20 protein-coding genes are annotated in these 25293 nt (G+C 49.0%); 2 read left to right on the top strand and 18 right to left on the bottom strand.

From position 1 onward, the window contains the following. Positions 1-140: 140 nt before the first annotated feature. From HC229_RS07735 to HC229_RS07725, 3 genes are read right to left on the bottom strand one after another with little or no spacing between them, the layout of a single operon-like run. On the bottom strand, positions 141-1406 hold the full coding sequence (locus HC229_RS07735; RefSeq protein WP_191019888.1) for an ABC transporter permease: 1266 nt from the start codon (positions 1404-1406) through the stop codon (positions 141-143). Position 1407: 1 nt separating this feature from the next. Further along, positions 1408-2652, bottom strand: a complete 1245-nt coding sequence (locus HC229_RS07730) for an ABC transporter permease (RefSeq protein WP_191019887.1) — start codon at positions 2650-2652, stop codon at positions 1408-1410. Continuing rightward, positions 2645-3346, bottom strand: coding sequence for an ABC transporter ATP-binding protein (locus tag HC229_RS07725; protein WP_191019886.1), 702 nt, complete (start codon positions 3344-3346; stop codon positions 2645-2647). Before HC229_RS07725 ends, HC229_RS07730 begins: the two co-directional genes overlap by 8 nt. A gap of 158 nt (positions 3347-3504) precedes the next feature. Here HC229_RS07725 and HC229_RS07720 point away from each other — a divergent pair, with 158 nt between their 5' ends. Together HC229_RS07720 and HC229_RS07715 are read left to right on the top strand one after the other, a co-directional pair. Beyond that, positions 3505-4899: a DUF4403 family protein gene (locus tag HC229_RS07720; RefSeq protein ID WP_191019885.1), complete on the top strand. Its 1395-nt coding sequence runs from the start codon at positions 3505-3507 to the stop codon at positions 4897-4899. Beyond that, the gene (locus tag HC229_RS07715; RefSeq protein ID WP_191019884.1) at positions 4896-5348 is read left to right on the top strand and encodes a hypothetical protein; all 453 of its coding nucleotides are present in this window, start codon (positions 4896-4898) and stop codon (positions 5346-5348) included. The genes HC229_RS07720 and HC229_RS07715 overlap by 4 nt, the downstream gene beginning before the upstream one ends. Here the strand turns inward: HC229_RS07715 and HC229_RS07710 are convergent. From HC229_RS07710 to HC229_RS07640, 15 genes are all read right to left on the bottom strand, one after another. Then, a complete protein-coding gene (locus HC229_RS07710; RefSeq protein ID WP_191019883.1) occupies positions 5345-5575 on the bottom strand; it encodes a hypothetical protein in 231 nt (76 codons plus the stop codon). The genes HC229_RS07715 and HC229_RS07710 overlap by 4 nt on opposite strands. Continuing rightward, on the bottom strand, positions 5568-6158 hold the full coding sequence (locus HC229_RS07705; RefSeq protein WP_191019882.1) for a DUF420 domain-containing protein: 591 nt from the start codon (positions 6156-6158) through the stop codon (positions 5568-5570). Before HC229_RS07705 ends, HC229_RS07710 begins: the two co-directional genes overlap by 8 nt. Continuing rightward, on the bottom strand, positions 6155-6844 hold the full coding sequence (locus tag HC229_RS07700; protein ID WP_223845557.1) for an SCO family protein: 690 nt from the start codon (positions 6842-6844) through the stop codon (positions 6155-6157). Before HC229_RS07700 ends, HC229_RS07705 begins: the two co-directional genes overlap by 4 nt. After that, the gene (locus HC229_RS07695; protein WP_191019880.1) at positions 6841-7485 is read right to left on the bottom strand and encodes a hypothetical protein; all 645 of its coding nucleotides are present in this window, start codon (positions 7483-7485) and stop codon (positions 6841-6843) included. The genes HC229_RS07700 and HC229_RS07695 overlap by 4 nt, the downstream gene beginning before the upstream one ends. Positions 7486-7573: 88 nt before the next feature. After that, positions 7574-7933 carry a cytochrome C oxidase subunit IV family protein gene (locus tag HC229_RS07690; RefSeq protein WP_191019879.1) on the bottom strand — a complete coding sequence of 120 codons (360 nt, stop codon included), beginning with the start codon at positions 7931-7933 and terminating at the stop codon, positions 7574-7576. Between the two features lie 51 nt (positions 7934-7984). Continuing rightward, entirely contained in the window at positions 7985-9007 is a 1023-nt protein-coding gene (locus tag HC229_RS07685; protein ID WP_191019878.1) for a cytochrome c oxidase subunit 3, read from the bottom strand. Positions 9008-9051: 44 nt separating this feature from the next. Then, positions 9052-9642 carry a cytochrome c oxidase subunit 3 gene (locus HC229_RS07680; protein WP_191019917.1) on the bottom strand — a complete coding sequence of 197 codons (591 nt, stop codon included), beginning with the start codon at positions 9640-9642 and terminating at the stop codon, positions 9052-9054. Beyond that, the gene (gene cyoE, locus HC229_RS07675; protein WP_191019916.1) at positions 9642-10544 is read right to left on the bottom strand and encodes a heme o synthase; all 903 of its coding nucleotides are present in this window, start codon (positions 10542-10544) and stop codon (positions 9642-9644) included. The genes HC229_RS07680 and cyoE overlap by 1 nt, the downstream gene beginning before the upstream one ends. Positions 10545-11191: 647 nt before the next feature. Beyond that, on the bottom strand, positions 11192-13309 hold the full coding sequence (locus tag HC229_RS07670; protein ID WP_191019877.1) for a gliding motility protein RemB: 2118 nt from the start codon (positions 13307-13309) through the stop codon (positions 11192-11194). Positions 13310-13319: 10 nt separating this feature from the next. Further along, positions 13320-14063: a deoxyribose-phosphate aldolase gene (gene deoC, locus HC229_RS07665; protein WP_191019876.1), complete on the bottom strand. Its 744-nt coding sequence runs from the start codon at positions 14061-14063 to the stop codon at positions 13320-13322. 30 nt (positions 14064-14093) lie between these two features. After that, positions 14094-14480 (bottom strand): VanZ family protein, encoded by a 387-nt coding sequence (locus HC229_RS07660; RefSeq protein ID WP_191019875.1) that lies wholly within the window; start codon positions 14478-14480, stop codon positions 14094-14096. After that, entirely contained in the window at positions 14473-14853 is a 381-nt protein-coding gene (gcvH, locus tag HC229_RS07655; protein WP_191019874.1) for a glycine cleavage system protein GcvH, read from the bottom strand. Before gcvH ends, HC229_RS07660 begins: the two co-directional genes overlap by 8 nt. A gap of 71 nt (positions 14854-14924) precedes the next feature. Continuing rightward, positions 14925-22256, bottom strand: coding sequence for a T9SS outer membrane translocon Sov/SprA (gene sov / locus HC229_RS07650; protein WP_223845552.1), 7332 nt, complete (start codon positions 22254-22256; stop codon positions 14925-14927). Positions 22257-22260: 4 nt separating this feature from the next. Then, a complete protein-coding gene (gene ruvA, locus HC229_RS07645) occupies positions 22261-22842 on the bottom strand; it encodes a Holliday junction branch migration protein RuvA (protein ID WP_191019873.1) in 582 nt (193 codons plus the stop codon). A gap of 65 nt (positions 22843-22907) precedes the next feature. Beyond that, complete coding sequence (locus tag HC229_RS07640; protein ID WP_191019872.1) at positions 22908-25205, bottom strand: NADP-dependent malic enzyme; 2298 nt, start codon at positions 25203-25205, stop codon at positions 22908-22910. Positions 25206-25293: the final 88 nt, after the last annotated feature.

Here is a 25293-nt window from a genome sequence, read left to right as displayed (position 1 = left end):
GATTGGTGATTTGTTCCTTTTTTGATTTGTTTATTTGAATCTGATTTGACAACAGCTGATTTCCCAAACGACAAACCCTAATTATCTAATCATCTAATTTTCTAATTCGCTAATTCGCTAATTCGCTAATTCGCTAATTATCATTCCGTCCGTAACGCGTCAACCGGTTTTACGCTTATCGCGATCTGTGCCGGGATAAAGCCCGCGAGCAGCCCGGATCCTATCAGGACCATAAGCGCGAAAAACACCACGAGCAGATCGACGCTTGGATTGGCGAACATCATATCGTCAGATGGCATCGATTCCAGAATGGCGTTCAATCCCGCGAGAATACCCGTCGCTACCGCAATTCCCGCCATGCCGGCAATAATTGTAAGAAAAATGGATTCCGACAGGATTTGCCTGCGGATAGTTCCCGGCGTCGCGCCAAGTGCCCGCCTGATCCCGATCTCTTTCGTGCGTTCCTTGACGACGATCAGCATGATGTTCGAGATTCCGATGACGCCCGAAAGCAATACCAGCGTTCCGACGAAATAGGCGATAAACCTCAGGATCAGAAACAATCCGTTGACTTTGCTGTACTCCTCGAAAAGATCGAAATTCCCAATCGAGCGCTCATCGTCCGGATGTACCGAATGACGTGCCTTTAGGAAATTGATGATGTCTTTTTTCATTTCGGTTATCGACGCTCCGTCTTTTGCGGTGATCGCCATCCATCCGACGACATCGCCGTAATTGAACGCCTGCTGAAACGTCGTGAACGGAATGAAGATGTTTTTCTGCGCTTCTTCCACTCCACCTCCGTCGTTGCTTCGCGACTTATAAACGCCAACCACCATAAAACTGATGCCGTTGATCTTGAGATAGCTTCCAATGACTTCTTCTCCTGGCTTGTACATCAGGTTGATCACGCCTTGCCCTATCACCGCTACTTTTCGCTTGGCGTCGATGTCGCCGTGGTTGACGAAACGCCCTTTGATGATATCCATCGATTCCTGTTGGGTAAGCTCGGGATAATCGCCATAAACGCCGAAAGCTCCGGTTTTATCGCCTCGGATCACATTGTTGCCGCCTTGGTATCCGCCAAGCTGGTTTCTCGGCGAGACGTAAAGCAAGTCAGGAAAGTTGGCTTTGAGTGCCGGGACGTCGTCGTTCTTGAAGTTGAACTGGCGCCCGATTGGCAAGCCTTTATAGGGTTTGGACGTGACTTGCGTCCACATGAACATCGTATTGGTAGCGATTCCGGAAAAACCTTTCTTGACACCGTTTTCCAGACCTTTTCCGGCGGCAAGCAGGATTACGAGAATAAAAATTCCCCAAAATACGCCAAATGCGGTAAGCGCCGTGCGAACCGGATTTGCCGAAAGTGCCTGTAGGATTTCTCCCCATTTGTCTCTGTCAAACATATTATTCGTCTCGTAAAGCGATTATCGGTCGGATCTTGGCTGCTCGGTAAGCCGGAAAAAATCCCGCTGCGGCGCCGGCGATTATCAACAACACCAAAGTGGTCATGGCTACGTTGAAATCGACTTGCGGATTCTGGAAAAACTCACTCGTAATCATAGGTCCTGCGAACTCAAGCAGCGCAAGGCTCGCGAGCAACCCGACAAAACCCGCAATCGTGGTAATAAAAATCGACTCGTGCAAAATCATGACGACAATTGAAAACGGTGTGGCACCAAGTGCTTTCCTGATCCCGATCTCTTTAGTGCGCTCTCTTACGATAATGAGCATGATGTTGCTTACGCCGACGACTCCTGCGACGATCGTACAAATTCCGACCCACCAGAAAAACAGGCGGATATATAAATTCAAATCGTAGAATTGTTTCGCATTTTCAACCGAGCTGAATGCCTGTATCGCGCCGTCATCGTCCGGGGCGACGGTGTTTTTTGCCTTGAGCAGCGATTTGAGGTCATTGGTGAATTTGTTGGATTCGGCCAAAGCCTGTTCGTAAGTATCGGCCTTTTTGAGCGTGTAAAACAAATTGTTGACGTTTTGGCCAAGTCCGAACACATTTTGCGTTGTCGTAAACGGTAAAAAGGCGCGCGATTCCTCGCGTTCGCCTCCCGGATCGGTAAAAACGCCGACGACCTTGAACGGAATCGTATTGATCGTGATGATTTTTCCGACAGGATCTTCGTCCTTGAACAACATCAGCTTGAGCTTGTTCCCGATAACGGCTACTTTTTCGCGATTTGCCAAATCGTTGGCATTGACCCAGCGACCGTTGATCATCGTCGCGTTTTCGATCAATTGCATATCGGCATTCGCGCCGCGAACCTGATAACTCCCGGTTTCTTTTTTATACGCGAACTGTGTTTGCCAAACACTGACGCCGGCCGATTTCTTGTCTACTTTGTCGCCGAGTTTGTTGTTCACGATTTCATAGTCGGAGTTGCGCATCTGGACAAAACGCCCCGGATTCAGTCCCTTGTATTCTTTCGTGGTGATTCCGGACCAAACCTCGACAATTCCTTCGGCATCACGTTCGAATTGTTTCTCGATACCATTCTGCAAACCTTTTCCGGCTCCGAGCAAGATCACGAGGATAAAAATTCCCGACGCTACCGAAATTCCCGTGAGAAAGGTCCGTAACTTATTTTTTGAAATGGCCTGGAAGATTTCCTGCCAACGTTCGATATTAAACATATGCGTTCGCCCTTTGCTGTGTAACGGTGATATCGTCAATGATAAGCCCGTCTTTGAGGACTACGTTTCGCTTGCACATGGCGGCAATGTCGGGTTCATGCGTGACGATGAGGATGGTCTTGCCTTCGTCGTTTATTCCCTGGATGAGTTCCATAACCTCATAGGACGTTTTGGTGTCGAGCGCCCCGGTCGGTTCGTCGGCAAGCAACACTTTCGGATGAGAGGCAAGTGCACGCGCAATTGCGACCCGCTGTTTCTGGCCTCCCGACATTTCATTGGGCAAGTGATGGGCATGGGAAGCCAATCCGACCTTTTCGAGGTAACTCATCGCAATCTCGTTGCGTTCCTTGCGTTTTATACCCTGATAATACAAAGGCATCGCAACATTGTCAAGTGCCGATTTGTAATTGATCAGGTTGAACGACTGGAAAACGAAACCGAGGAATTGGTTGCGGTAGCGCGATGCGATGGTTTCGTTGAGTTTCTTGATTGGAACATTGTCTAGCGTGTAACTTCCGGAATCGGCTTCGTCGAGGATCCCGAGAATGTTGAGCAACGTGGATTTGCCCGAACCGGACGAACCCATTATGGCCACGAGTTCCCCTTCTTTGACGTTAAAATTGATTCCCTTCAAAACATGAAGGTTCGTATTCCCCGTCTTGTAAGATTTGTGGAGATCTTTAATTTCGATCATGGCAGTCTGTTTGGTGATGCAATTCTATCGAATTCGTTGATTGATGATGATGACGATAACAGAATTTTAAGAATCCCGTCACAAAATATAAGACTTCGCGACGCCTGAAATGTTACAGCCAAAAATGCTATTTGTTACATTTGTCAAAAAGATACGAAATGACTTCCAAAAACATTGTCCTGGCTTCCATCGGCGCGCTTTTGCTAAGCAGCTGTTCGTCAACACAAAAAATAGACGCGTTGCGACCCGATCCGGACAATGCGACGCCGCTTATGTACGAAACGGCGCCTTCATTTATCGATTTACCCGTAAAGATAAAACTAAAAGACATTGAAAATCAGACCAATAAATATTTAACAGGTCTGATTTACGAGGACAAGAATATCGAAGATGATGATTTGCAGATGCAGGTGTGGAAACAAGGCCCGATCGCACTCTCGAATGAAAACGGTCGCATCAAAACCGTACTTCCGCTGAAGGTCAATGTCAAATACCGCATCGGGACAAAATCGTTGGGCGTCGACCTGACATCCGTAAGGGAATTCAACCTGAACGGAAGAGTCACGCTGTTGAGCAATGTCGGGCTCACGAACTGGAAACTGGCCACGAAGACCGAACTCAAAAGCATCGACTGGAGCGAAAGCCCGACCACGACGGTCATGGGAAAACAGGTTCCGATTACCTACGTCGTAAATCCTGCGATAAAACTCTACGGATACAAGATGGAAAAGGCAATCGACGACGCCATCGAAAAATCAATGGATTTCAAGCCGCAGGTTTTAGATGCGTTGGAAAAACTCTCAGCACCGATACAGATGAGTGAAGCCTACGAAAGCTGGTTGCGAACGGTTCCGACCGAAATTTACTCAACCGAGGCCAAACTCCAAAAAGATGTCATCGAATTGGAAATGGGGCTCAAATGCACAATGGAAACCTTCGTCGGGAAAAAGCCGGAAGCAAAGTTCGACCGCAACAAGATCGTGCTCAAACCGGTTTCCAAAATGCCCGATCACTTCACGGCCAACATCGCCGCCGTTTCGACATATGCCGATGCCTCGCGTATCATGTCGCAAAACTTCGCAGGCCAGGAATACGGAGACGGGAGCAAGAAGGTCAAGGTCAATAAGGTCAACATCTGGCACAAGTCCGGGAAGATGATCATCGCCCTCGACATGACCGGAAGCCTCAACGGAACGATTTACCTCGCCGGTTTTCCCCAATACAATTCCAAAACACAGGAAATTTATTTTGACCAACTCGATTACGTTCTCGACACAAAAAGCAAATTGATGCGCACCGCCAATTGGCTTATGAACGGATACATCCTCAAAAAAATGCAGGAAAGCTGTCGTTATTCTATCAAACCGAATCTCGAGGAAGGCCGCAAAAACATGATGCCTTACCTGAGTAATTATTCCCCTATGCCAGGCGTTTTCGTAAACGGATCGGTGGGTGACATCAACTTTGGGAAGATACAGCTAACGAATCAGGCCATCATCGCCTTCGTTACGGTAAACGGAAAATTAGACGTAAAAATCGACGGGCTTAAATGAAGTTGCAGCACAAGATAAAAACCTATTTCAAAACGCGTGACTTCCATTTGTGGAAAGACTTGCGGTTCGACCAAGGGTTGAGTTTCGTGCATCCGACAGAAGAAATCCTGATTGAAATCGCATCGTATCTTGTCGATATGGAACCATGTGACCCATTGGAAGACAAACGCTTCCGAATGAAAGAAACAACTGCCGTGGCATTCGACAACGTAGACGAAATGATGCCGTGGCTATCCCGCATCGTCAGATCGGACTTCGAGGAAACATCGCAGGAAAGCAAAATTTTCGATTGGAAATTCCGCTACCAACTCAAGCCGTATACAACGAGTGTCGGCTCCCATTGCCTTTCGAATGCGCTGACATCGCTCAAAAAGGAAAACTCCCACTGCATTTACGCATTGGTTTCCATCCGAAAATTTTCAGGAAAATACTACTGCTGGACGTTTTAAGCCGTGCGTTTGCGGTACAGTCGGTAAACGAAAAAACCGAGCACGCCAACGAGCACGTACGGGATGGCCATTAGATATATGATGCCATTGTTGACCGCTTCTGCCTGTTCGGATTCATCGGAATTCTGTAGCACGGCGCGGCACATCGCACATTGGGCTTCTGCCAAAGCCGGCATCAGCAATAAGGCGAAGACGAAAACCGAGGCGATAAAGGTGGACTTACGCATAATAAGGCGAAATCATTAAATATACTACAACTCCCGTAACGGCGACGTACAACCAGATCGGGTACGTGATCCTACCCAGTTTGCGATGCTTGTCAAACCTTTCGGAAAGCGCTCTCACATACGTAAAAAGCACCATCGGAATGATCGCGATCGACAGCAAAATATGCGTTACGAGGATAAAAAAGTACACGAGCCGCATTTTCCCGACGGACGCGATTTCTTCAACACTGAGCTGTCCGTCGTGATCGACGTCGCCAAAACGCGTGCTTTCGGAGGTCATGTGGTAGGCGACGTACATCACCAGGAACGACAACGACAATCCGATCGCGAATTTCATCAGCCGTTCGTGCAGCTTGCGATTCCCGCGCCTGACGGCCATTACCGCGACGACGAGCACCACGGCGGTCAATCCGTTTATCGTGGCATAAATCGGCGGAAGAAAGGTGAGCGGCTTTACGTCAAACCCGAAATCCCTGAGTTTTACAAAAAAAAGTGCCGCGACGACAACCGGTATCACGATTGAGACGGCAATAATGAGTTTGCTCATACGCTTTTCCAGCGAAACTGAATTTTCTTCGATCATTTTTCTTTTAGTAAGATCTGGATGTCCTGCATAATGGCTTCAACGCCTTCTTTTTCGATGCCGTCGTAATAGGCTGTCGGGTTTCCGTAAGCGTCCATCCTGCACCGGATATTGCCTTTCTTGTCAATCAACGCGAACATTCCCGAGTGTTCAAAACCACCGTCAGCGTTCGCATTTTTACCCGCATACAAGTTATAACCTTTGTTGGCGATATCGAAAATATAATTACGGTCGCCCGTAAGCATGTGCCAATTCGACGACGTGACGCCCAAAGCATCGGCATGCTCCTTTAAGACCTTCGGCGTGTCGTGTTCCGGATTGATCGTTATCGAAGCGAGCCCGAAGTTCGGGTTACCGTAAAATTTCTTCTGGAGCTCGAGCATGTTCTGGTTCATCTTCGGGCAAATCGTTGGGCAGGTGGAAAAAAAGAATTCGAGCACGTACACTTTGCCGTCGTAATCTTTATTGCTGATTTTTTTTCCATCTTGGTTGGTCAGCTCGAATTGCGGCGCTTTGGCCAACGTATACAACTCCCCTTCTCCGGTCACGTTGTTGCTCACTTTGTCGAGATCGCGCCCGCGGACAACGTCGCCTCTTTTTACCCTTTCGACGATATTTGGAATAAAGATGATCCCAAAGACCAGGACCACGAGCGCGACCCAGATATACGTTTTGTTTTTCATCAGATTTGTCTTTTCGTGGCGTTGTTGTTGCGCTTGAACGCCGATTTGTATTCGTAAAGCAACACCTTGAAATCGTCGAGGAATTTATTGCTGATTTCAGACGGATGGAAGGTGTCGTAACCGTCGATGAATTCTTCCCCGTCGTTGCGTCCGCGCAGTTGGCGTTTTTTGTCGATCAGGTAAACGTCAGACGTGCCAAAGTCTTTGTTGAGTCCGGACTTTACTTTCAATCCCGAGTGAAATGCCATGATATCCTCCGGTTTGGCAAAAACGAACTTCCAGGTCGACATGTCGGTAATTTCGGCACATTTGTCATAGATCGCCTGGACTTCTTTTTCGGTTCCCATCGGACACACGTAAACGAATTGCAGATCTTCAAACCCGTGATAACGCTCGAAAACCTTCTGGTTGAGATTGAAAATATTGCCGCGGTTTTTTACGATGTCGAATCCGCCGAAGCCTAAAACTGTAATCCTGCCCTCGAGTTTTACTTCCTTTTTATCAAGCGACTCCCATGCCCCGAATTCGGGAACCTGAGGCGTAATTACAGGCAAACTCGTGAAACTGTGAACACCCGATGCGAAGAAGAGATAAGCGACAATGGGAACGACGAAAAGCAGTAGTAGGACAATCGTTTTTTTCATCGTATATCGCATGTATTAGCGGGTACAAAAATAAAAAAAGGCGGTCTAAAAACCGCCCTTTTCCATGAATTAATATTTTAGCCTTCTGTTAAAAATTCCACTTGATCGTAGAATTCGCGAAAACGCCATAAATATAATCGCCTTCTACAAGAAGAATGAAAACCAGGTACAAAACAAGGAATGCCACCGAAGAGACAACCGCCCAACGAAGGCTGGCTTTTTCGTGTTCCATGTGCATGAACGCCCAAACGATGTAGTACGCTTTGACGATCGTAAGGATAATGAAGATCCAGTTGAGGATGTTCATTCCCAAAATGGTATTCGAGTGGAGAACGTCCGGCTTAATGATACCCAAAGCCACCTCGACGATCGTGATGACGGACATGTAAGCGAATACAGACCAGATCCTTTTTATGTTTGCTGAATTATCGTGTGCGTCGTGTGCCATGATGCTTTTTTTAACTTTAAACCTTAAACTTTAAACCTTTCAACTTCAAGATCAAACAAGGTAGAAGAAGGTGAATACGAATACCCAAACCAAATCCACAAAGTGCCAGTACAAACCGACTTTCTCTACCATCTCATACGAACGTCTTCTTTCGTAAGTTCCCAAAAGGACGTTGAAGAAAATAATGATGTTGATGATGACTCCCGAGAATACGTGGAAACCGTGGAATCCCGTAATGAAGAAGAAGAAATCAGCGAATAACTTGCTACCGTACTCGTTTCTGTAAAGGTTGGCTCCCTCAACGACGATATGCGAATTGTCGATCATTTTTTGCGAAGCCTCGCGGTTGAGGACTTCTTTGTGTTTTTTCTTGTTCAGGCCTTGTTCGAGACGGGCATCTTTGCGATCGGCCTCGGTGTCCTGATAGATTCTCTCGGTGCGTACGCGAAGTTCCGGATGTGCCTTGAACGCTGCCTGGACTTCCGCAACGGAATACGTCGCCGGTGTTTGGGCCTCGCTCTGGAACCAAGTCGCGTTGCTGCGCTTGAGCACTTCTCTTTCCTCAGGAAGCTGAACAACGAAATCGTCGAGCTTGACGCGCTCTCCTTTGTCGTTCACGAACTGAAGCAAGCTACCGCCTTTGGTTTCGATCGCCCCGTATTCGCCTTTGATGAAGTTTTTCCACTCCCATGCCTGGGATCCGACGAAGATCAAACCTCCGATAATCGTCAGGAGCATGTAAAACGCTACTTTTCTTTGCTTCATCTGATGTCCCGCATCCACAGCCAATACCATGGTTACAGACGAAAAGATGAGGATAAAGGTCATCAACGCCACGTAATACATCGGAGCCGTGACACCGTGCATGAACGGAAAGTGCGTAAACACTTCATCCGGCAATGGCCAGGTCTCGATGAATTTGAATCGTGAAAAACCGTAAGCGGCAAGGAATCCCGAAAACGTCAAGGCATCGGACACGATGAAAAACCACATCATGAGCTTTCCGTAACTGGCGCCCATCGGCTCATTTCCGCCGCCCCAGACCTTAGTTTCAGTAGTAGCAGTTGCTCCCATATTAAATTTTATCCGTTAAAAAGTTCCCAAATTTAAGCATTTTTTTATTTGAAGAAAGTCAAAAATAAAAACAAATAAATCCACAGGAAATCGAGAAAATGCCAATATGTCGCACCTAGTTCAATTCCAAGGGTTTGAGAAGCGTTGTATTTTTGTTTAAAATGCTTATAAATAATGACCAAAAGCGAAATAATGCCTCCGGCGAGGTGCGCCATGTGCGTCATGGCTACGACATAGAGAAACGTCGTGGTCACGTTGCTCGCGCTTCCTGTAAAGAAATAGCCTTGGGAAACCACTTGCCCGAATCCTTCGAACTGCAGCCAAACGAACGCAATTCCCAACAGCAAAGTCGCCACTAAAAATCCCATTGTAGCCCCATGTTTATCTTGTTTAATTGACTTTTTGGCGAACCACATCATCAGGCTGCACATCAGGATAACCACGGTAGAAGCCAGAAACGCACTCGGCATTTCAAAATCCTGAAGCCAGTCTTTTCGGCTTTTGCTTACCACGAACGCGCTCGTCAGTCCGGCGAACATCATCGTCATGCTGATCATGGCGAACCAAAGGATCAATTTATACGAACGGTCGGTGCGGGCTTTATGCTCCTCGGCCGACATGATTTCTTTTGTCATCATCTCAAGAATTTATCTGCAATGTAAACGATCTGCAACAGGGAAATATAGGAAACGCTCGCAAGCATCAAGGCTTTCGCCGATTTTGCCGTGCGCAACCGGTAGAGCTTCGCGGCGTAAAACAGCATCCACAGTCCCAATAACAAAACTATTCCGGCCGATACAGGCGTAATGTAAAATTGCCCTGTGTATCCCAACGCCGGCAGGAGCGACGCCACGATAAGCCATATCGTGTACAATATCGTCTGGGTTGCGGTAGATTGGTCGCGTTTTCCGTTGGGAAGCATGTAAAATCCGCCTTTTTCATAATCTTCGAACAAAAACCATCCAATCGACCAAAAGTGAGGAAACTGCCAGAAAAACTGTATCAAAAACAACGTTCCGGCCTCTATCCCGAATTCTCCCGTAGCAGCGACCCATCCCAACATGAACGGAATCGCACCGGGAAAAGCCCCGACAAAAACCGACAAAGGCGTGACCGGCTTCAACGGCGTGTAGACACAAGTGTAAAGAAATATCGAAATCGCGCCGAACATAGCGGTTTTCGCATTGATCATGTACAGCAAAACTAATCCGATGGCGGTAAGCGTAAAAGCGATCGTCAAAGCCACTCCCACCGACATCCTGCCCGACGGAACCGGGCGATTCTTGGTGCGATCCATCAAAGCGTCGAGGTCTTTCTCGATCACCTGGTTGAACGCGTTCGACGCCCCGACCATGCAATATCCGCCTATCATCAGCATCGCCAAAACGCCCCAACTGAACGGATGCGTATCGCTAAAACCCAAAAGATAGCCAGCGATTGAAGAAAAAAGCACGCTGATCGCCAAACCGGCTTTCGTGATAGCCTTAAAGTCGACAAAAACAGATTTTAGCGAAAAAGTAGTCGAATGAGCGTCCAATGCGGTTTCGTTTGCAGAATCGCGGCAAAGGTACGCCACGCAAAACGAATGGACAAAAAAGCGATTATAAATTTGGACATATTTTAGGAGCATTTTCCCGCTGTTCGCTCCAAGCTTCGCCAAAACACAAAATTTTGCACCGTTTTGCGCGAGCTTCTTCGGTCGCTGCGCAAAACGGGCAAAATTAATTGTGTTTTTGGCAAAGGCTTTCCGCTTCCATCGGGGCTAGGGTTTTGTCGAAAATGGAAATTGCTTTTAAGATGTTGCAACTGGATGGTTTAACAATTTCTACAGATTTCCTGTAGCTGCGTAGTGCGAAGAAGTGATAAATTTACCACGGGTGGGCCGGGGAAAGGCCGTCGTTACTGAAACGGCGTTAAATGCCCCGCTCGCAGCCAAGAAACAGGTTTAACAATTTCTACAGATTTCCTGTAGCTGCGTAGTGCGAAGAAGTGATAAATTTACCACGGGTGGGGCCGGGGAAAGGCCGTCGTTACTGAAACGGCGTTGAATGCCCCGCTCGCAGCGAAGAGACAGGTTTAACAATTTCTACAGATTTCCTGTAGCTACCGAGTAAGAAGAAGTGATATATTTACCACGGGTGGGGCCGGGGAAAAGCCATCCGTCAAAAAACGCCTGGCTGATTATCAATAATCGAAATACCAGTTAAAGACATCGCTCCTCAACCCTACCGTAAACCACGTCGTCGAATCTTTTGAGAAATTGGCGGTGTTGGCCATAGGATCGAAATTGCGGTAGATGAAATTGGCGAACAACCGCAAATTTGTCGACGGATTGACGAGATATCCAGCCTGGATGTCAGCAATAAAGACGTTGGTTTTGTTTCCTTGGCCTATCTTTACACCTTCCTCTAGCGGACGGTTTTCGTCATAGCTAAGGTAGATGTTGCTTCCGTAATTCCCGATATTTTCCGAAGCGTTAAAATCAAGCCCGCGAACGCCAACCGTAACTTTGGCATCGGCATACAAACGCCCTTTGCTATAACGCCCGATCGCGAGGAACTCCTGAAAATTCCCGCCCCATTGGTGGCCCAAACTCTGGTTGTTATGGCCGTAATTCGTAATGGCTTCACTATGCGCGTAAACATAGGGACGAACATGGTTGTACTCGACCTGCAAGATCAGGTTGTCGATGTTCAACGCATTGAAATATTTCAACCCTAGTTGATAACCGAATTTGTTTTTCCAGCTTTGCTTGCCTTCTTTCATGTCCTCAAGCGAGAATTCGTCGAGCAGATATTGGGCGTAAAACGTAAACTGGTTGTTGAACTTATACTTGGTTGTCGCGGCGAGCATTGCATTTCCGCTTCTTGAAGACGAGGCGAACTCCACCGATCGGTAAAAGATGATCGGGTTTACGAAACTCATGTCGAAACCTCTGTTGTTCTGTTTCGACCAGATCACCGATTCGAAAAGCCCGAGATTCCATCGCTTGGTCAAGTTGATGCTCAAATAGTGGCTTGCGGCGAATTTCGTAGCGTAGGTGCCGTCTTCAACTACATCGGGGCGCACATCTTTGAGCCAGGTATACACGTTCGTGTACTTTATCTTCCAGAACGTTGTATTCATTTTGAAATACGGATACGGGCTCGCCCCATCGCCGAGTAACAGCGATCGGTAACCGTCTCCAATGAAGTTGCGGCCGTAACCCAAATTGAGGTTCAGGAATTTGGATGGCGTAAAGGCAAGATTGGCTTCGGCCATCGGGAAATCGTATGAATCGGTTTTGAAGGCCTTGGCGATCCCGATTCCCGGAATGATCGCAGGATTTCCACCGTCGGGACGCAAAGATTCGGCATATTGGTTGAAATAATCCGCGAAACGGCCCTGGCTTTCGTAAATCGTAGTCGTGAAATTGATGGTTTTGCCCAGACCGCCTTCGAGACGCAAACCGCGGGTGTTGATATATGTATAATCCACGTTATCGCCGCTGCTTTTCCCAAGTTGCAAATCGAATATCGGATTCAGTGTAAACCAATAATCCTGACCCTGGATCTGAACCGTATTCTCGTTCCACAATTTGCGTCCCCACCAACCGGATTTATTCTTTTTGATTTTGTCGTAAGCCTGTTGTAAATCGTGATAACGGTTCACATCCGCGTAAGCGTAAGGCTTGGAAGCCGTGTGATTGTTCGAGCCGACCTGGTTGAGTTCGGCGTCAAACTGGGAATAATAGCTGTGCGACAACGGAATGTTGAGATGGCTCCTGAACTGAGGATTGTCAAATGTCTTCGTGTAACCTTTAGCGACACTGTCGAACTCGGTAAGTTCCTTATTGCGATCCTGCTTGATCTTTTCCTTATCGGAATTGATCTTGACTTGCGCGTTTAACGTCGGCCGAACGGCCACCTCACCCGGCTTCAACAGTGGAATCGCAATGTCGATCGTATATTTGGCATAGGTCGGGTTCCCGTTGTGGGTTGCGGGCGAAATCTTTGGCATTGAGGCGAAAACACGTCTGGCTTCCTCGTTGAGTTGCCCTTTGTCGGCATCGACGAAAATCACCTTGAATTGCCCTTCGGGGCTAACTTCGAACAACACGAACACATTGCCGGAATAATCAGATGGCAAATCGGCAGGAACCTTAAAATTTGCGTAGACGAATTCCTGGACCTTGTTGTAAAAACAAGCTTCGAGTTCCGGTTCGCTTTTGCCTTCGCAACCCGCCATCACAGGGAAAACGTCAGATTGGGAAAATACCTTGGCGCCAATCAGCAACAATAGCAACGTCAAAATTCGTATCATGTATCGCATATCAATAGTCCGTATCTGAGGCTCCGCCTTCGGCTATGGCTTTGGCAGCCGAAGTCCCGATGCGTTTCACACCTAATTGTATCATTTGTTCGGCTTCTTCAAATGTCCGGACGCCACCGGCAGCCTTTACCGGAAGTGGGCAAGCGTTCTCAAGCATGATGACGACCACTTCTTTTGTGGCTCCGTTTGGAATTCCCTCGGGCGTTTCGTAGAATCCTGTAGACGATTTGACGAACACGCTCTGATAGTGTTCTTCCTTGAAATTCGAAAAGACAACGTTCTTTATCAACGCCGATAGTTGGGCAATCTGCAAATCATTCAACGCCGCGACCTCGATGATCCATTTTACGGTTTTGTGCGATTTGAGTCCCAACGCGGTCGCTTCGGCCACTTCGTGTTTTACCGAGGCCACATCGCCTTTTTTGAAAGCTTCGTAGTTGATGACGAAGTCGAGATCGTCGGCCCCGTCTGCAATCGCTTTGCGGGCTTCCGAGAGTTTGGCTTCGAGAGGAGCGCTTCCGAAAGGAAAATCGATCACCGTTCCAATCAATAAGGTCGAATTGGCCATTTCAACCATCTTTCTGGCCATGGCAACGTATTCCGGCCGGATCATCGCGAGCTTGAACTTCAGGTCGATTGCTTCCTGGACCGTTTGCGAAACGATAGCGGTGTTCCTGGCATCGGAAATGCCTGCCTGTTCGGCCGTTTTGAGATAAGTTGAATCGAGGTATTGCCTGACGTCCATGCGGTAAATGTATAAAAAACCTTTGGGTTCCTATCGCCTGCCCGTTTGGGCTGCCATTTTTTTGTAAATCATGACACAAACGGCCGCCAATAAAGCACCCGCTATGTTCGCCAACGCATCGTTGACATCCGCCTGACGGGTTGCCGTGAGCGCACCTTGGGCAAATTCGATCGCGATGCCGAACACTGCCGACGCCGCCACGACTTTAAACAATATTTGCGCAGTGCCGGCCATCGAGCCTTCAGTGCGCAAATAGAGATACCACAACAGGGTAAACAGGAAGTGGAAACTGCCGTGAACGTATTTGTCGACGTTGCCGACGCTCACTTTGGGCAAATCATTAAAACTTACCAGGCACATCAAGGCGATGAAAACCGTCCATCCACAAGCGCAGGCAAGCCAGAATTTTTTAAGCACCCACGAGATTTTTGTAATCTTCGGCAGACAAAAGCGAATCGAAATCGGCTACGTCAGATACCCTTATCTTGATCATCCAGCCTTGTCCGTAAGGGTCGCCATTGACGGCCTCGGGATTGCTCTCGAGTTCCTCGTTGAATTCCACGATTTCTCCCGCCAACGGGAGAAACAAATCCGAAACGGTCTTCACCGCTTCAACGGTCCCGAAAACTTCGTCTTTGTCGAGCGTTTGGTCAAGCGTATCGACTTCGACGTAAACGATATCTCCCAATTCTTTCTGGGCAAAATCGGTAATGCCGACAGTCGCGATTTCGCCTTCAAGACGGATCCACTCGTGCTCTTTGGTGTATTTCAAATCGGCTGGGATATTCATGGTGTTGTATTTTTTTGGTTTGTTACCGCAAATGTAAAATTTAGGCGCGGGATTTAAAATGATTCGTCTTGTTAATTACCGAAATTATATCGCAACGTGAATCCTCCGCGAATGTTCGTCATCGGATACGAAGTCGAAATCACCGCTTTGGAGAATTGATGATCGTAGTAGAAAATCAGCGTCAGGTTTTTACTGAACGAGTAATCGGCAGTCAGTTTCGCCGACCAAATGTTCTGGCCGCCTCCTAACTGGTTGTTGTCGTAGTCAAGGTTCCTGACGATCGTTTTGTTGTTTCGGTACGAACCGTCGACCTTGATGTTGATATCGCTTTTGATGACGCCTTGCGGATTGTCGGCCAGTCGCGTCGAGAAAATCACGTCCTTGAATCGATATCCGACGCCGACCACATATTCCTGGCCCAAAACCTCCGTCATGAGATTGTTGTCGAAACTCATCGAAAGCGCCCGGTCCTTTTTGACTTCCGCCAGGAACTTGAAGGCGTTCTTCATTTCGAAATCAACGCGCATCAGCGGATTGAACTGCTCGACGAGGTTCACGTTCGAAATGATCGTCTTGTTCTGGAAATTGCCCGCCAAATCGGTCGGATTGCCAACCGGGTCGTACTCAAAATTCGATCGGAACGAGTTGATCGTATACGACGCGCGGTAAGCGGACTGCAACGAGAAGCGCTTGAACCTGTCCTTGAAATATTTGTAGCGCATCAATCCGTTGTATTTGATCGTCCAGTTCGGGATCGGGATGTCGCGGAAGGCTCCGAGCGAAATGTCTTTTGCCGATTCCCCGTATCCGCTTTTCGTAATTCCGAAGCCGGTATAGGCCGCCAGGAAAGACGGAAGCAAAACGGCTTGGCTGTTCTTTCCGAATCCTACCGGATAACCGTCGGCTCCGACCGGAAAACTTGTCGTCCCATAGAACGAGGTCGCCAAACGGTTCGCGATGATGATGCGGTTGTCCCGGAAATCCTGGAAAGCCGATGAAAAATTCTCGTCGCTTTTCTTGAACGACGTCTTGAGCATCACCGTCGAAATCGAGAAGTTACCGAAATTGTAAGGCGAACGCGAGTTGTACTCATATTGACCGCCGGCTTCGGACACATCATATTGCTCGGAATAATTGTCGGCATACGTCCTGTTGGCTACCAGATCGATCTTGAGGTCTGGGAACAAATCGACGTTCGCCGTAAAATCGAGCGTTTTATTGGTCACTTCCGTATAATTCTGGTTGAATTCCGGGAATAACGTCAGCCAACCGCGTCTCGCCGCTTCGTAACGCACGTCTTCCTGCGCCCCGAACGTAAAGCCAAGTGTCGGTTTGGACGTTCCGAAAAAGCCCAGTCCGGGAAGATAACCCGGCAATACCGTGCCTCGATTGTCTACGTAATTGACCTGGATGTTCTTGACGCTCGTCGCAACGCCTATCAAACCATCGAGGAAAAGCCCGCGGCCTTCCTGGGCCGGAACCGCCGCATTCGTGATTTTTTCGCCTGGTTTCGGTGGTCCCGACGGACGTGCAGGCGCTTTTGGTGTCTTTTTGCCCAATCCGATGAATTTGTAGAACAAATCCATGTTGAGCGCCGTGTTAAGTTTGTGGGAAGCCGCGTTCTGTATCGTATTTCCGAGCGCGTAACCTTCCACTTCCTGCATCGCCAATGAGGCACGCTGCCAGCTGTAATCGCCCGTATAGGAATATGTCGACTTAATGAAAGCAAGGGCCGGAATCTTATTGATCGGCAAATCGTAGTTCACGACGAGCTGTTGGGAGTGTTGATTCGGCAAACCGACACTAAAGAAATCATCCCAAACCGTGATCGTATTGTCGACGTTCCCTTCCTGGTCCATGTAATTCCGGACGATATTGCTCGAAGTCGCATTGTAGTTGATCTTCAGCGACTTAGTAAGCGGGAAGTTGAAGCCGTACTGGTAATTGAACAAGTAATTGCGTTGGTAAAGCGCGTCGATCGGAATACCGGCAACGTCCACCTGGCGGAATTGCTGCTTGTTGTACTGTCGGATGATATTCGTGTTGAACGTCAGGTTCGCCGGCAAATAATTGAAATTGAAGTCGCTGAGCATTTTCCAGTAATCCGACTTTTTGAAGAACTTGTTCTTTTTGAACGGCTCTACTGGTTTTGGCTGAAAACTATAAGCGTAATCGGCAGTGGTGCTCACTTGCTGGTCGATGAAACTCTCGATTTCGTAGTTGTGGCGGTTGACCTCGTTATATGAATAGGAAAGCGTCAGGTTTTCTGGATCGTAAATCCTCGCTTTTTTCTCAGGCGCTCTTTCCTTTCGGACGCCGATAAAGTTGATGCTCGTACGCTTCGTATAATCGACGGCGCGACCCTCGACGTTTTCGCGTTCGGCTGCATCGGGCGTATTGTCGAGCAACTGGTCCAGTTTGATATCCTGGTAAAACGGATCGTACTGTGGCGTGATGATCTCCTCGCCTACCGCATAGTTGAACGGAAGGTTGACGCCCCATTTCTTCGGAAGCAATTTGCCCACGTTCACGTTCGTCACGACATTATATTGCGTCTGGTCTTCACGGCTGCGTTCGTTAGGACCTTGCTCGAGCGATCCGAAACCAATCGTACTCATGCGTCCGACGGCGGAAATCGTAGCGAAATCGGCGATGTTGGAATCGACGTTGATCACACCGGCCCAGCCGCCCTGGTTGTCCATATCGGCCATACGCAATTCGTTGAACCATACTTCGCCCCGCAGCGCCCGGTTTGTGTTCGGCGCCTCTGCAGCAGGGATCAGCGGGTTATTCGTATTGTTCTTGATACCGATCATGAGCGTGCGCACCAAACCAAAGTTCGGGTTACCCTTTATACCGATGCGGAGTTCGTTCTCGCGTCCGGCCAATGAAGCGTTCAGGTCGCCTTCGTTAATGTAGATCACGCCGTTTTCGTCAGGCGCAGGCGCGATCCCGTTGAGCACCATTACCTTGAGTTTTGTCAGCAATTCGAGCGAAAGATCCATTTCGTTGGCTTCCGGCCATACGATGTCTTCTGCGATCGGGTTGCACGTTCCGCCTCCTGGCGTATAGACGTAAGGCGTTACCTTCAACGGAATTTGGATCTCGTAATAGTTTTGCGTAAAGTCGTTACCGAATCGGATGAACGCAACCATTTCGTTGTCCCTCAATTTCTCGGATTCCGTATCGGATGCAAGCGATTCCGCGTGCAGGAACATCTTAAGTTTCTTGAACTGACGCATGTCGACGCTGACGTTCTTGAAAACCGCACGTGCATCACCCTGGGTCAATCCCGGCTCGAGTCCGCCTTGTCCGTCGACGCGCAAGGCAAGCGACTGCTCGTTCTGGTTGATCACGGTTTGATTCTGATACAATTGTTCGCGCGCCACTCCCGGAGGCGAAACGTAATTCACCGGGCAACGCGTCGTATTTTCCTGGATGTTGAGCGCCTGTACGTCGAAATTGGTGGCGTCGTCCTCGACGTTCGGATCGTTGAAATCAAGTGAACTTGTATACCTTCTCCATTCGCCTCTTACCAAATCAAGCGCACCAAAACGTAGTGTGACTTGCTCGTTGAAGTCCGTAAGGAACATACGCATGAACTGAATCGTCTTGAAATCGGCCAAGCCGCCAATGTTGTTTTCGAATTGGTCGACCGGAATCTTGAACAACAACCAACGGGCAGAAGTACTGTTGGCTCCCGCCGGCAGCTGTGTAGCGTCCGTAGTGCGGATATCGACAAGGAAAGGATCCTGCCCGATTTCCATGCCGGCGCGCAACGGAATGCGATATTCGTAGTACGCGTTGATCTCGTTCATCGTGTTGTCGCGATTGATATCGTCTATGTCCGGCAAAGTCGTGGAGCCGCGGTTCGTATCGGATACGTCGACCGGGGAGTTCCCCTGTGTGCCGTTGTAATCTCGGTAGCGCTCCAAAAGCGTGCCCTGAGTGTTCAGGTAATATTGGTAATTGTCGCCGGAAGGATCGGGAAAACCTGCAAACGCCGGAAACTTCGCGGCTTCTTCGGCATCGTTGAGACCGTCCAGACCGATATCCTGAGCGCCACGATTCGATCCGTCGGCATTATAGGCGTAGATAAGCGATTGGGATCCCGGCACGTTGCCGTAAGCGGTAGGAACCAAGACCTGGCCAGGCCCGAGACCGTTTTCGAACTGCTTGCGCCCGTCTTTGAGGATGTCTTCCGAAATCGAACCAAGGTTGATGTAAAGCGAGCCGTTGTTGGTATTTGAGGCGGCGGCGGCAGGGTTGCCCGGATCGAAATATGGATCGAGCATCCAAAATTGGATGTACTCTACGTTTCCTTGCTCGAAGTTCGTCGAGTTGAGGGCGCGCATGATGCCTCCGAAATTCTCCCTTGGATCCGGAAGAATACCTGCTGCCGCAGCGGCGGGATTGAAGTTGTAAGGACCGCGCTCCTGCGGATAATACGTCATGTCAAGCGTGTTCACCACAGTGCTCTGGCCCACGGCTATGTCCACGTTCGGATACAATTCTTCGCTGTAAATACGGCGCGTGGAGTTGTAACTCACATCCTGCACGCTGATGCCTCCCGGACGTTGGGCATAAAATATCGGATCGATCGAATACCACGAGAGTTTCGCTCTTCGGTAACCGGATTCCACACTGGTATTGGCCACCGCCTGGAAAAAGTCGTAATCGCTTTCGGCATTTCGGGCAGGCGTCGAGGAAAGGAACCACGAAAGTGCGCCCCTGAGATCGATAGTGGTTTGGGAACCTTCGAAATCGTCTACGTAAATCGTCGATTCACCTTGGAAACGGTCGGCTTTTGGGGTGTCCGGCTTGAGGAAGGCGACTTCACCGCGAACGGAGATATTCGACGGGACATCGGTATCGATATTCGGCAATTTGTTGACCCAACGCGTCAGGAATGGCAGCTCGGAAGCATATTGGCCGCCGACTCCAAAAATCGTGTTGTTAACCGACTCCTGTCCGTAATTCGACTTTTGCGTAAACGGCCTTTCGGTCATGCGCAACATCGTCGCGTTAAGCTGGATCTTATCCGAAAATTTATGCTCCACGTTGAAGCCCCAGAAACGTCGTGTTTGTTGTCCGAACACGGAATTGTTCTCTACGGAAACTTCAACCGGCGTATTTTGAAGTGACGGATCGAGGATTTGCACACGCCCCAACTGGTAATTCACGGAATAATCGACGCCTTCGACGAGCACGCGACCTCCGGCCGTGACCACGACCGAACCTTGTGGGACGTTGTAAGCGCCGATCGGAATACCGTCCGCACCCGTAGACTTGAAACGCCCTTTGAGCTGGAACTTGTTCTTGTCCGATTCCTGCAATGCCTGGGCCTGCGTATCCTTATAGAGTCGCTTGAAAACGTATTTGCGCTGGTTGTCGTTATAATCGGCGAGCGAGGTTTGATTTCCTTCGTAGTTCTGCGTCGCTTGCGTCCGAAGTTTTTCGAAAAGCAATTCCCCGAACGGCTCGACTGTCGTAAAAATGATGCGGCCATATTGAGGATCGACCGTCAATCCCGGATAGTAATCGAAGAATCCGTCACCGCCAACCTGAGGATCGTTGTTGTAGTTGAGGCGATCGAGGTTAAAGACTTTCAAAAGCGGCGTCTCGGCCACAGGCGGGTTCGTAGGGAAAGGCGTGCCCGCAACCGGCGTGATGTAATTGATCGGAGACGGATCGGTATACAAGATGTTGAATCGGAAATCTTCCTGCTCGAGCTGGAACGCGCCCGGAATCTGGTAAATGTTCTTCATCATCAAATCCCAAACCGGAAGGTTGACGTTCGTAAGGCTGCTTCGGAGCATTTTAAGCACCAAACTCTGGGTCGAGACCGAGGAAACGTCTCCCGTTACAGGATCGTTCGTGACGGTCGTGCCTTCGACGCCATCCGTACCGAATTCCCCTACCTGGTACACTTCGCTACCCATCGTATACTGATACGCCACGGCGAGCACTTCGTCGTTCGTAAGTTTTTGCTGAAGCGAGATATAACCGAGTTGCGGATGGAACGTAAATTCCGTAGAGGTCAATTTTCTGGCATTCTCCAATTTGGAATAATCGCGCCCTTCGCTAACCGGAGTAGGGTTGTTGAAACCGACCGAAGCCGTCACGATTTCGCGTATGTTCGGATTGAGCAAGCCACCGCTGGTCGTGATCAACGCCGGGTTGTAATCGTTGTTCTCGTTATCGGGAGGCAAATCCGTATCGGTTACCGGGTTTCCTGGCAATGTCGGATTGGGCAAAGTGTTGAAGAAACCGCCCGGAACAGGGTTGATCGCCACGACTTCGGCATCGGCTTCACCCGACAAACGGGATTCACCCAAATCCTGTAATGCGACAATGTTGCGCATGTTGTTATTGGCGTTGTTGAGACGGTTTTGCCTATTCGTTACCCAAACCTCGATGCGCGTGATCTGGACGCGGGAGTTGATGTTCGGATAGTTTGACAATGACTCGTCATAGCGGTCGCGGAAATATTGCGAAAGGAAATAGTGTCGGTCGTTGTCGTAATCGAGCGCGAACAATTCAAAATCCTGGATCGTGCCTCCGCCTTGGGCCGAAACTGTCCTTGTCTGGGATTTCTGCTCGGAAAACACGCCCGTGAACGTCGTCTTTCCAAACTGCAATTGCGTCTTAACGCCAAAAAGACTTTGCGCACCGCGAATCAACGTGCTGTTGAGCGGCATACTCACGTTACCGACTTCGATTTTTTGGATGATGTCGTCCTCGGTTGGCGTGTACTCGAGTTTTATGAGATTCTGGAATGCAAACGTCGATTCCGTGTCGTAATTAGCCGTTACGTTGAGACGCGTCCCGACCTTTCCCATCAAACTCATGCTGATGCGCTGGTCAAAGTCGAATGTAGTGCTGGCGCGGTTTCGGGGCGAAAGCGACGGATTGTCGGTTTTGGTATAGCGAACGCCGAGATCCATTTCTACGGAACCCGTCGGTTTTACGTCTATCGTATTACTTCCGAATATCGTTTCGAAAAAGCCGGAATTCACGTAATAACGCGGCAAAAGGTCCTTTTTCCCTTCTTCGTTTTTCCCGTCGATAGCGTCCGATTTTTCGTTGAAATACTTGCGGACGGCCTCGCGCTGCACCAATTCCTGGTATTCCTCCGGCGTTAAAATGATCGGATAATTGATGTTGAAATCGTCAACCTTGCTCGTGTAAACATAGCGATTGGTGACAGGATCATAAGTGTAGGCGTCCACTATACTCGTCGGGTTGGGCAATTGCATGCTTCCTTGGTTGTAACCGACGGTGTCTTTTGGTGTGTCATCTTCCTCATCAATCTGCGCCTGAGCGGAAAAACCGGCCAGCGACAGGCAGAAAAATAAGATTTGGGCAAACGATATCTTGGTTAGATTGTAATCTGTTTTCAAACTTCTATAAGTTTTTTAGCGCTGATTTGATGATGGCCTCCACCGAAGCTCCTGGGTTTTCCTTTGCGACTTTATCAACGGCTTTTTCAGCTAATTTTTTGTTAAAGCCAAGAACTTCCAATGCAGATAACGCCTCATCCCGATTTGTATTGTTTGCCGAAACTGAAACTTCATCCAAATCATAAACTTTTAACACTTTGTCCCTGAGGTCCAATATCGCGCGCTGTGCGGTCTTGCCACCGATTCCCTTGATGGATTGTATCGTACCGACGTCTCCGCTGGCCAACGCATGAATGATTTGTTTCGGTTCGAGAGAAGATAACATCGTACGCGCTATTCCCGCGCCAATGCCGGAAACCGAGAGTAATAGCTTGAAGATTTCGCGCTCGGATTTTTCCATGAACCCAAACAACGTATGGCCGTCTTCCTTGATCTGTAAATAGGTATACAGCCTGATGTTTTCGGATGCCGGAAGCAGCGAATACGTGTGTAGTGAAATGTTAATTTGGTAACCGACTCCGTTGCAGTCTATGACCACTTCGGTAGGCGTTTTTTCGACCAATCTGCCCTGGATGTGCGCAATCATGAAACGTTAAGTAATTGCCAAATATATGAAAAAACTTTGAACGCCCTGACGCCGCGGGATATCCACTAATTTTTAACGATTAGGTTCTTGAGGCGCTTTTGTTTCTCCTGGGCATCGACTACCGCCACCGCGGCCATATTGACCATTTCCTCTACACTTGCGCCCAGCTGGAAAATGTGTACGGGTTTGTCGAGTCCTAGCATGATCGGCCCGACGGAATCCGATTTCACAAGCTCCTTGAGCAGCTTATAGGTAATGTTCGCCGAGGCGAGATCAGGGAAAATCAGCGTATTGACTTTTTGACCGGCAAGTTTTGAAAACGGGAATTTCTTTTGAAGCATTTCCTGGTTGAGCGCAAAATCGGCTTGCACCTCCCCGTCCACGATAAGTTCCGGATAATATTGGTGCAGATACTTTACGGCCTCGCTCACTTTTTTGGCCGCCGGATCGGATGAGGACCCGAAATTCGAAAACGAAATCATCGCAATCACCGGTTCCATCCCGAACAAGCGCACGGTTTTGGCCGTCATCAACGCGATTTTCGCCAGTTCCTCCGCCGTCGGGTCAGGATTGATTGCCGTGTCGGACAAAAACATAGGCCCGCGACTGGTCATCATCATGTTCGTCGTTGCGACGATCGAGATGCCCGGAGCGCGGTCGATCAGTTGCAAAATCGGCTTGACCGTCGCCGGATAACTTCTTGAATAACCCGTCACCAAAGCATCCGCCTCGCCTTCGTTGACCATCATGGCGGCGAAATAATTGCGTTCGCGCATCCATTTTTGGGCATCGAGATGGTTGACGCCTTTGCGCTGGCGGGCTTTCCAGAATATCTCGGCATAACGCAGGCGGCGTTTGTCCTCTTCTTTTGTTTTCGGGTCGAAAATAGGAACGTCGGCATCAAAACCGATTTCTTCCTTAAGCTCGATGATGGTTTCCATGTTTCCGAGCAATATCGGGAAACCGATTCCCTCTTCGTGCACGATTTGGGCCGCCTTGAGCACGTCGAGCTGGTCGGCTTCGGCGAAAACTACGCGTTTAGGATCTGTCTTGGCGCGGTTGGTGAGCAGGCGCACCATTTTGTTGTCCGATCCCAAACGGTCGAGCAATTCTTCTTCGTATTTCTCCCAATCGTAAATTGGATGCGTCGCCACGCCCGAATCCATAGCGGCTTTTGCGACTGCCGGAGCGACATGCGTGATCAATCGAGGATCGAACGGTTTTGGGATGATATAATCGCGCCCGAAGTTCAGTTTGGTTTCTCCATAAGCTATGTTTACCTGCTCCGGAACCGATTCTTTGGCCAATGCCGCAAGTGATTGAACCGCGGCCATTTTCATTTCCTCGTTGATCACAGTGGCCCGGACGTCAAGCGCCCCTCGGAAAATGTACGGAAAGCCAAGCACATTGTTCACTTGGTTAGGATGATCCGAACGGCCGGTCGCCATAATGATATCTTCCCGCGTCCTGATTGCCAGGTCGTATTCAATTTCCGGCTCTGGGTTCGCCATTGCGAAAACGATCGGATTTGGCGCCATTTCCAGCAGCATTTCCGCCGAAAGGATATTCCCCGCGGAAAGGCCGAGAAAAACATCCGCACCTTTTAAAGCCTCGGCCAAACTGATATTTTGTATGTCCTTGGCGTAGATTTTTTGGAGGTCGGACATGTCGTCGCGACTTGTAGTGAGTACGCCGTTCACATCGAACATGACAATATTTTCGACTTTGACGCCAAGCAACAGATACAGATTCGCACAGGCCAAAGCCGCCGAACCCGCACCCGAAACGACGATTTTTACGTCTTCAATGCGTTTGTCGGCAAGTTCAAGAGCGTTCAGCAATGCCGCAGACGAAATGATCGCAGTGCCGTGCTGGTCGTCGTGCATGACCGGAATGTCAAGTTCTTCCTTGAGACGTCTTTCGATTTCAAAAGATTCAGGCGCTTTGATGTCCTCGAGGTTGATTCCGCCAAACGTCGGGGAAATACGCTTGACCGTCTCCACGAAAGCATCCACGTTTTTCTCATTGATTTCGATGTCGAAAACGTCAATGTCCGCAAAAATCTTGAACAGCAAACCTTTACCTTCCATGACCGGTTTTGAGGCTTCCGGGCCAATGTCGCCCAAGCCCAGGACCGCAGTCCCGTTTGTGATGACTGCCACGAGATTCCCTTTCGCCGTGTATTTGTAGACGTTCTTGACATCCTTGGCGATTTCGAGGCAAGGCTCGGCGACGCCTGGCGAATAAGCCAGCGAAAGATCGCGTTGCGTGGCGTATTTTTTGGTCGGTACAACTTTGATTTTGCCCGGTTGCGGCTTAGCGTGGTAAAGAAGTGCTTCTCGGCGTTTGCTGTATTTGTTCATAAGGCGTTGCTGTAGCCGGCAAAGGTAAAGCTATTGCGACAAAATCGGAAAGAATAACGCGCAACAAATGCACGAACTACCCACAAAC

Source organism: Flavobacterium selenitireducens, from assembly GCF_014748335.1.
Lineage (GTDB): Bacteria > Bacteroidota > Bacteroidia > Flavobacteriales > Flavobacteriaceae > Flavobacterium > Flavobacterium selenitireducens.
Note: the sequence above shows the minus strand (reverse complement) of the source record. Positions and strands in the feature narration are given on the sequence as shown.

Coding starts and splice junctions, on each gene's coding strand:
- HC229_RS07725 (WP_191019886.1), bottom strand. CDS start 3,346: ATGATCGAAATTAAAGATCTCCACAAATCTTACAAGACGGGGAATACG.
- HC229_RS07735 (WP_191019888.1), bottom strand. CDS start 1,406: ATGTTTGACAGAGACAAATGGGGAGAAATCCTACAGGCACTTTCGGCA.
- HC229_RS07690 (WP_191019879.1), bottom strand. CDS start 7,933: ATGGCACACGACGCACACGATAATTCAGCAAACATAAAAAGGATCTGG.
- HC229_RS07720 (WP_191019885.1), top strand. CDS start 3,505: ATGACTTCCAAAAACATTGTCCTGGCTTCCATCGGCGCGCTTTTGCTA.
- HC229_RS07685 (WP_191019878.1), bottom strand. CDS start 9,007: ATGGGAGCAACTGCTACTACTGAAACTAAGGTCTGGGGCGGCGGAAAT.
- HC229_RS07670 (WP_191019877.1), bottom strand. CDS start 13,309: ATGATACGAATTTTGACGTTGCTATTGTTGCTGATTGGCGCCAAGGTA.
- gcvH (WP_191019874.1), bottom strand. CDS start 14,853: ATGAATATCCCAGCCGATTTGAAATACACCAAAGAGCACGAGTGGATC.
- HC229_RS07705 (WP_191019882.1), bottom strand. CDS start 6,158: ATGATCGAAGAAAATTCAGTTTCGCTGGAAAAGCGTATGAGCAAACTC.
- ruvA (WP_191019873.1), bottom strand. CDS start 22,842: ATGATTGCGCACATCCAGGGCAGATTGGTCGAAAAAACGCCTACCGAA.
- HC229_RS07715 (WP_191019884.1), top strand. CDS start 4,896: ATGAAGTTGCAGCACAAGATAAAAACCTATTTCAAAACGCGTGACTTC.
- HC229_RS07640 (WP_191019872.1), bottom strand. CDS start 25,205: ATGAACAAATACAGCAAACGCCGAGAAGCACTTCTTTACCACGCTAAG.
- HC229_RS07710 (WP_191019883.1), bottom strand. CDS start 5,575: ATGCGTAAGTCCACCTTTATCGCCTCGGTTTTCGTCTTCGCCTTATTG.
- HC229_RS07730 (WP_191019887.1), bottom strand. CDS start 2,652: ATGTTTAATATCGAACGTTGGCAGGAAATCTTCCAGGCCATTTCAAAA.
- deoC (WP_191019876.1), bottom strand. CDS start 14,063: ATGGACGTCAGGCAATACCTCGATTCAACTTATCTCAAAACGGCCGAA.
- HC229_RS07695 (WP_191019880.1), bottom strand. CDS start 7,485: ATGAAAAAAACGATTGTCCTACTACTGCTTTTCGTCGTTCCCATTGTC.
- HC229_RS07680 (WP_191019917.1), bottom strand. CDS start 9,642: ATGACAAAAGAAATCATGTCGGCCGAGGAGCATAAAGCCCGCACCGAC.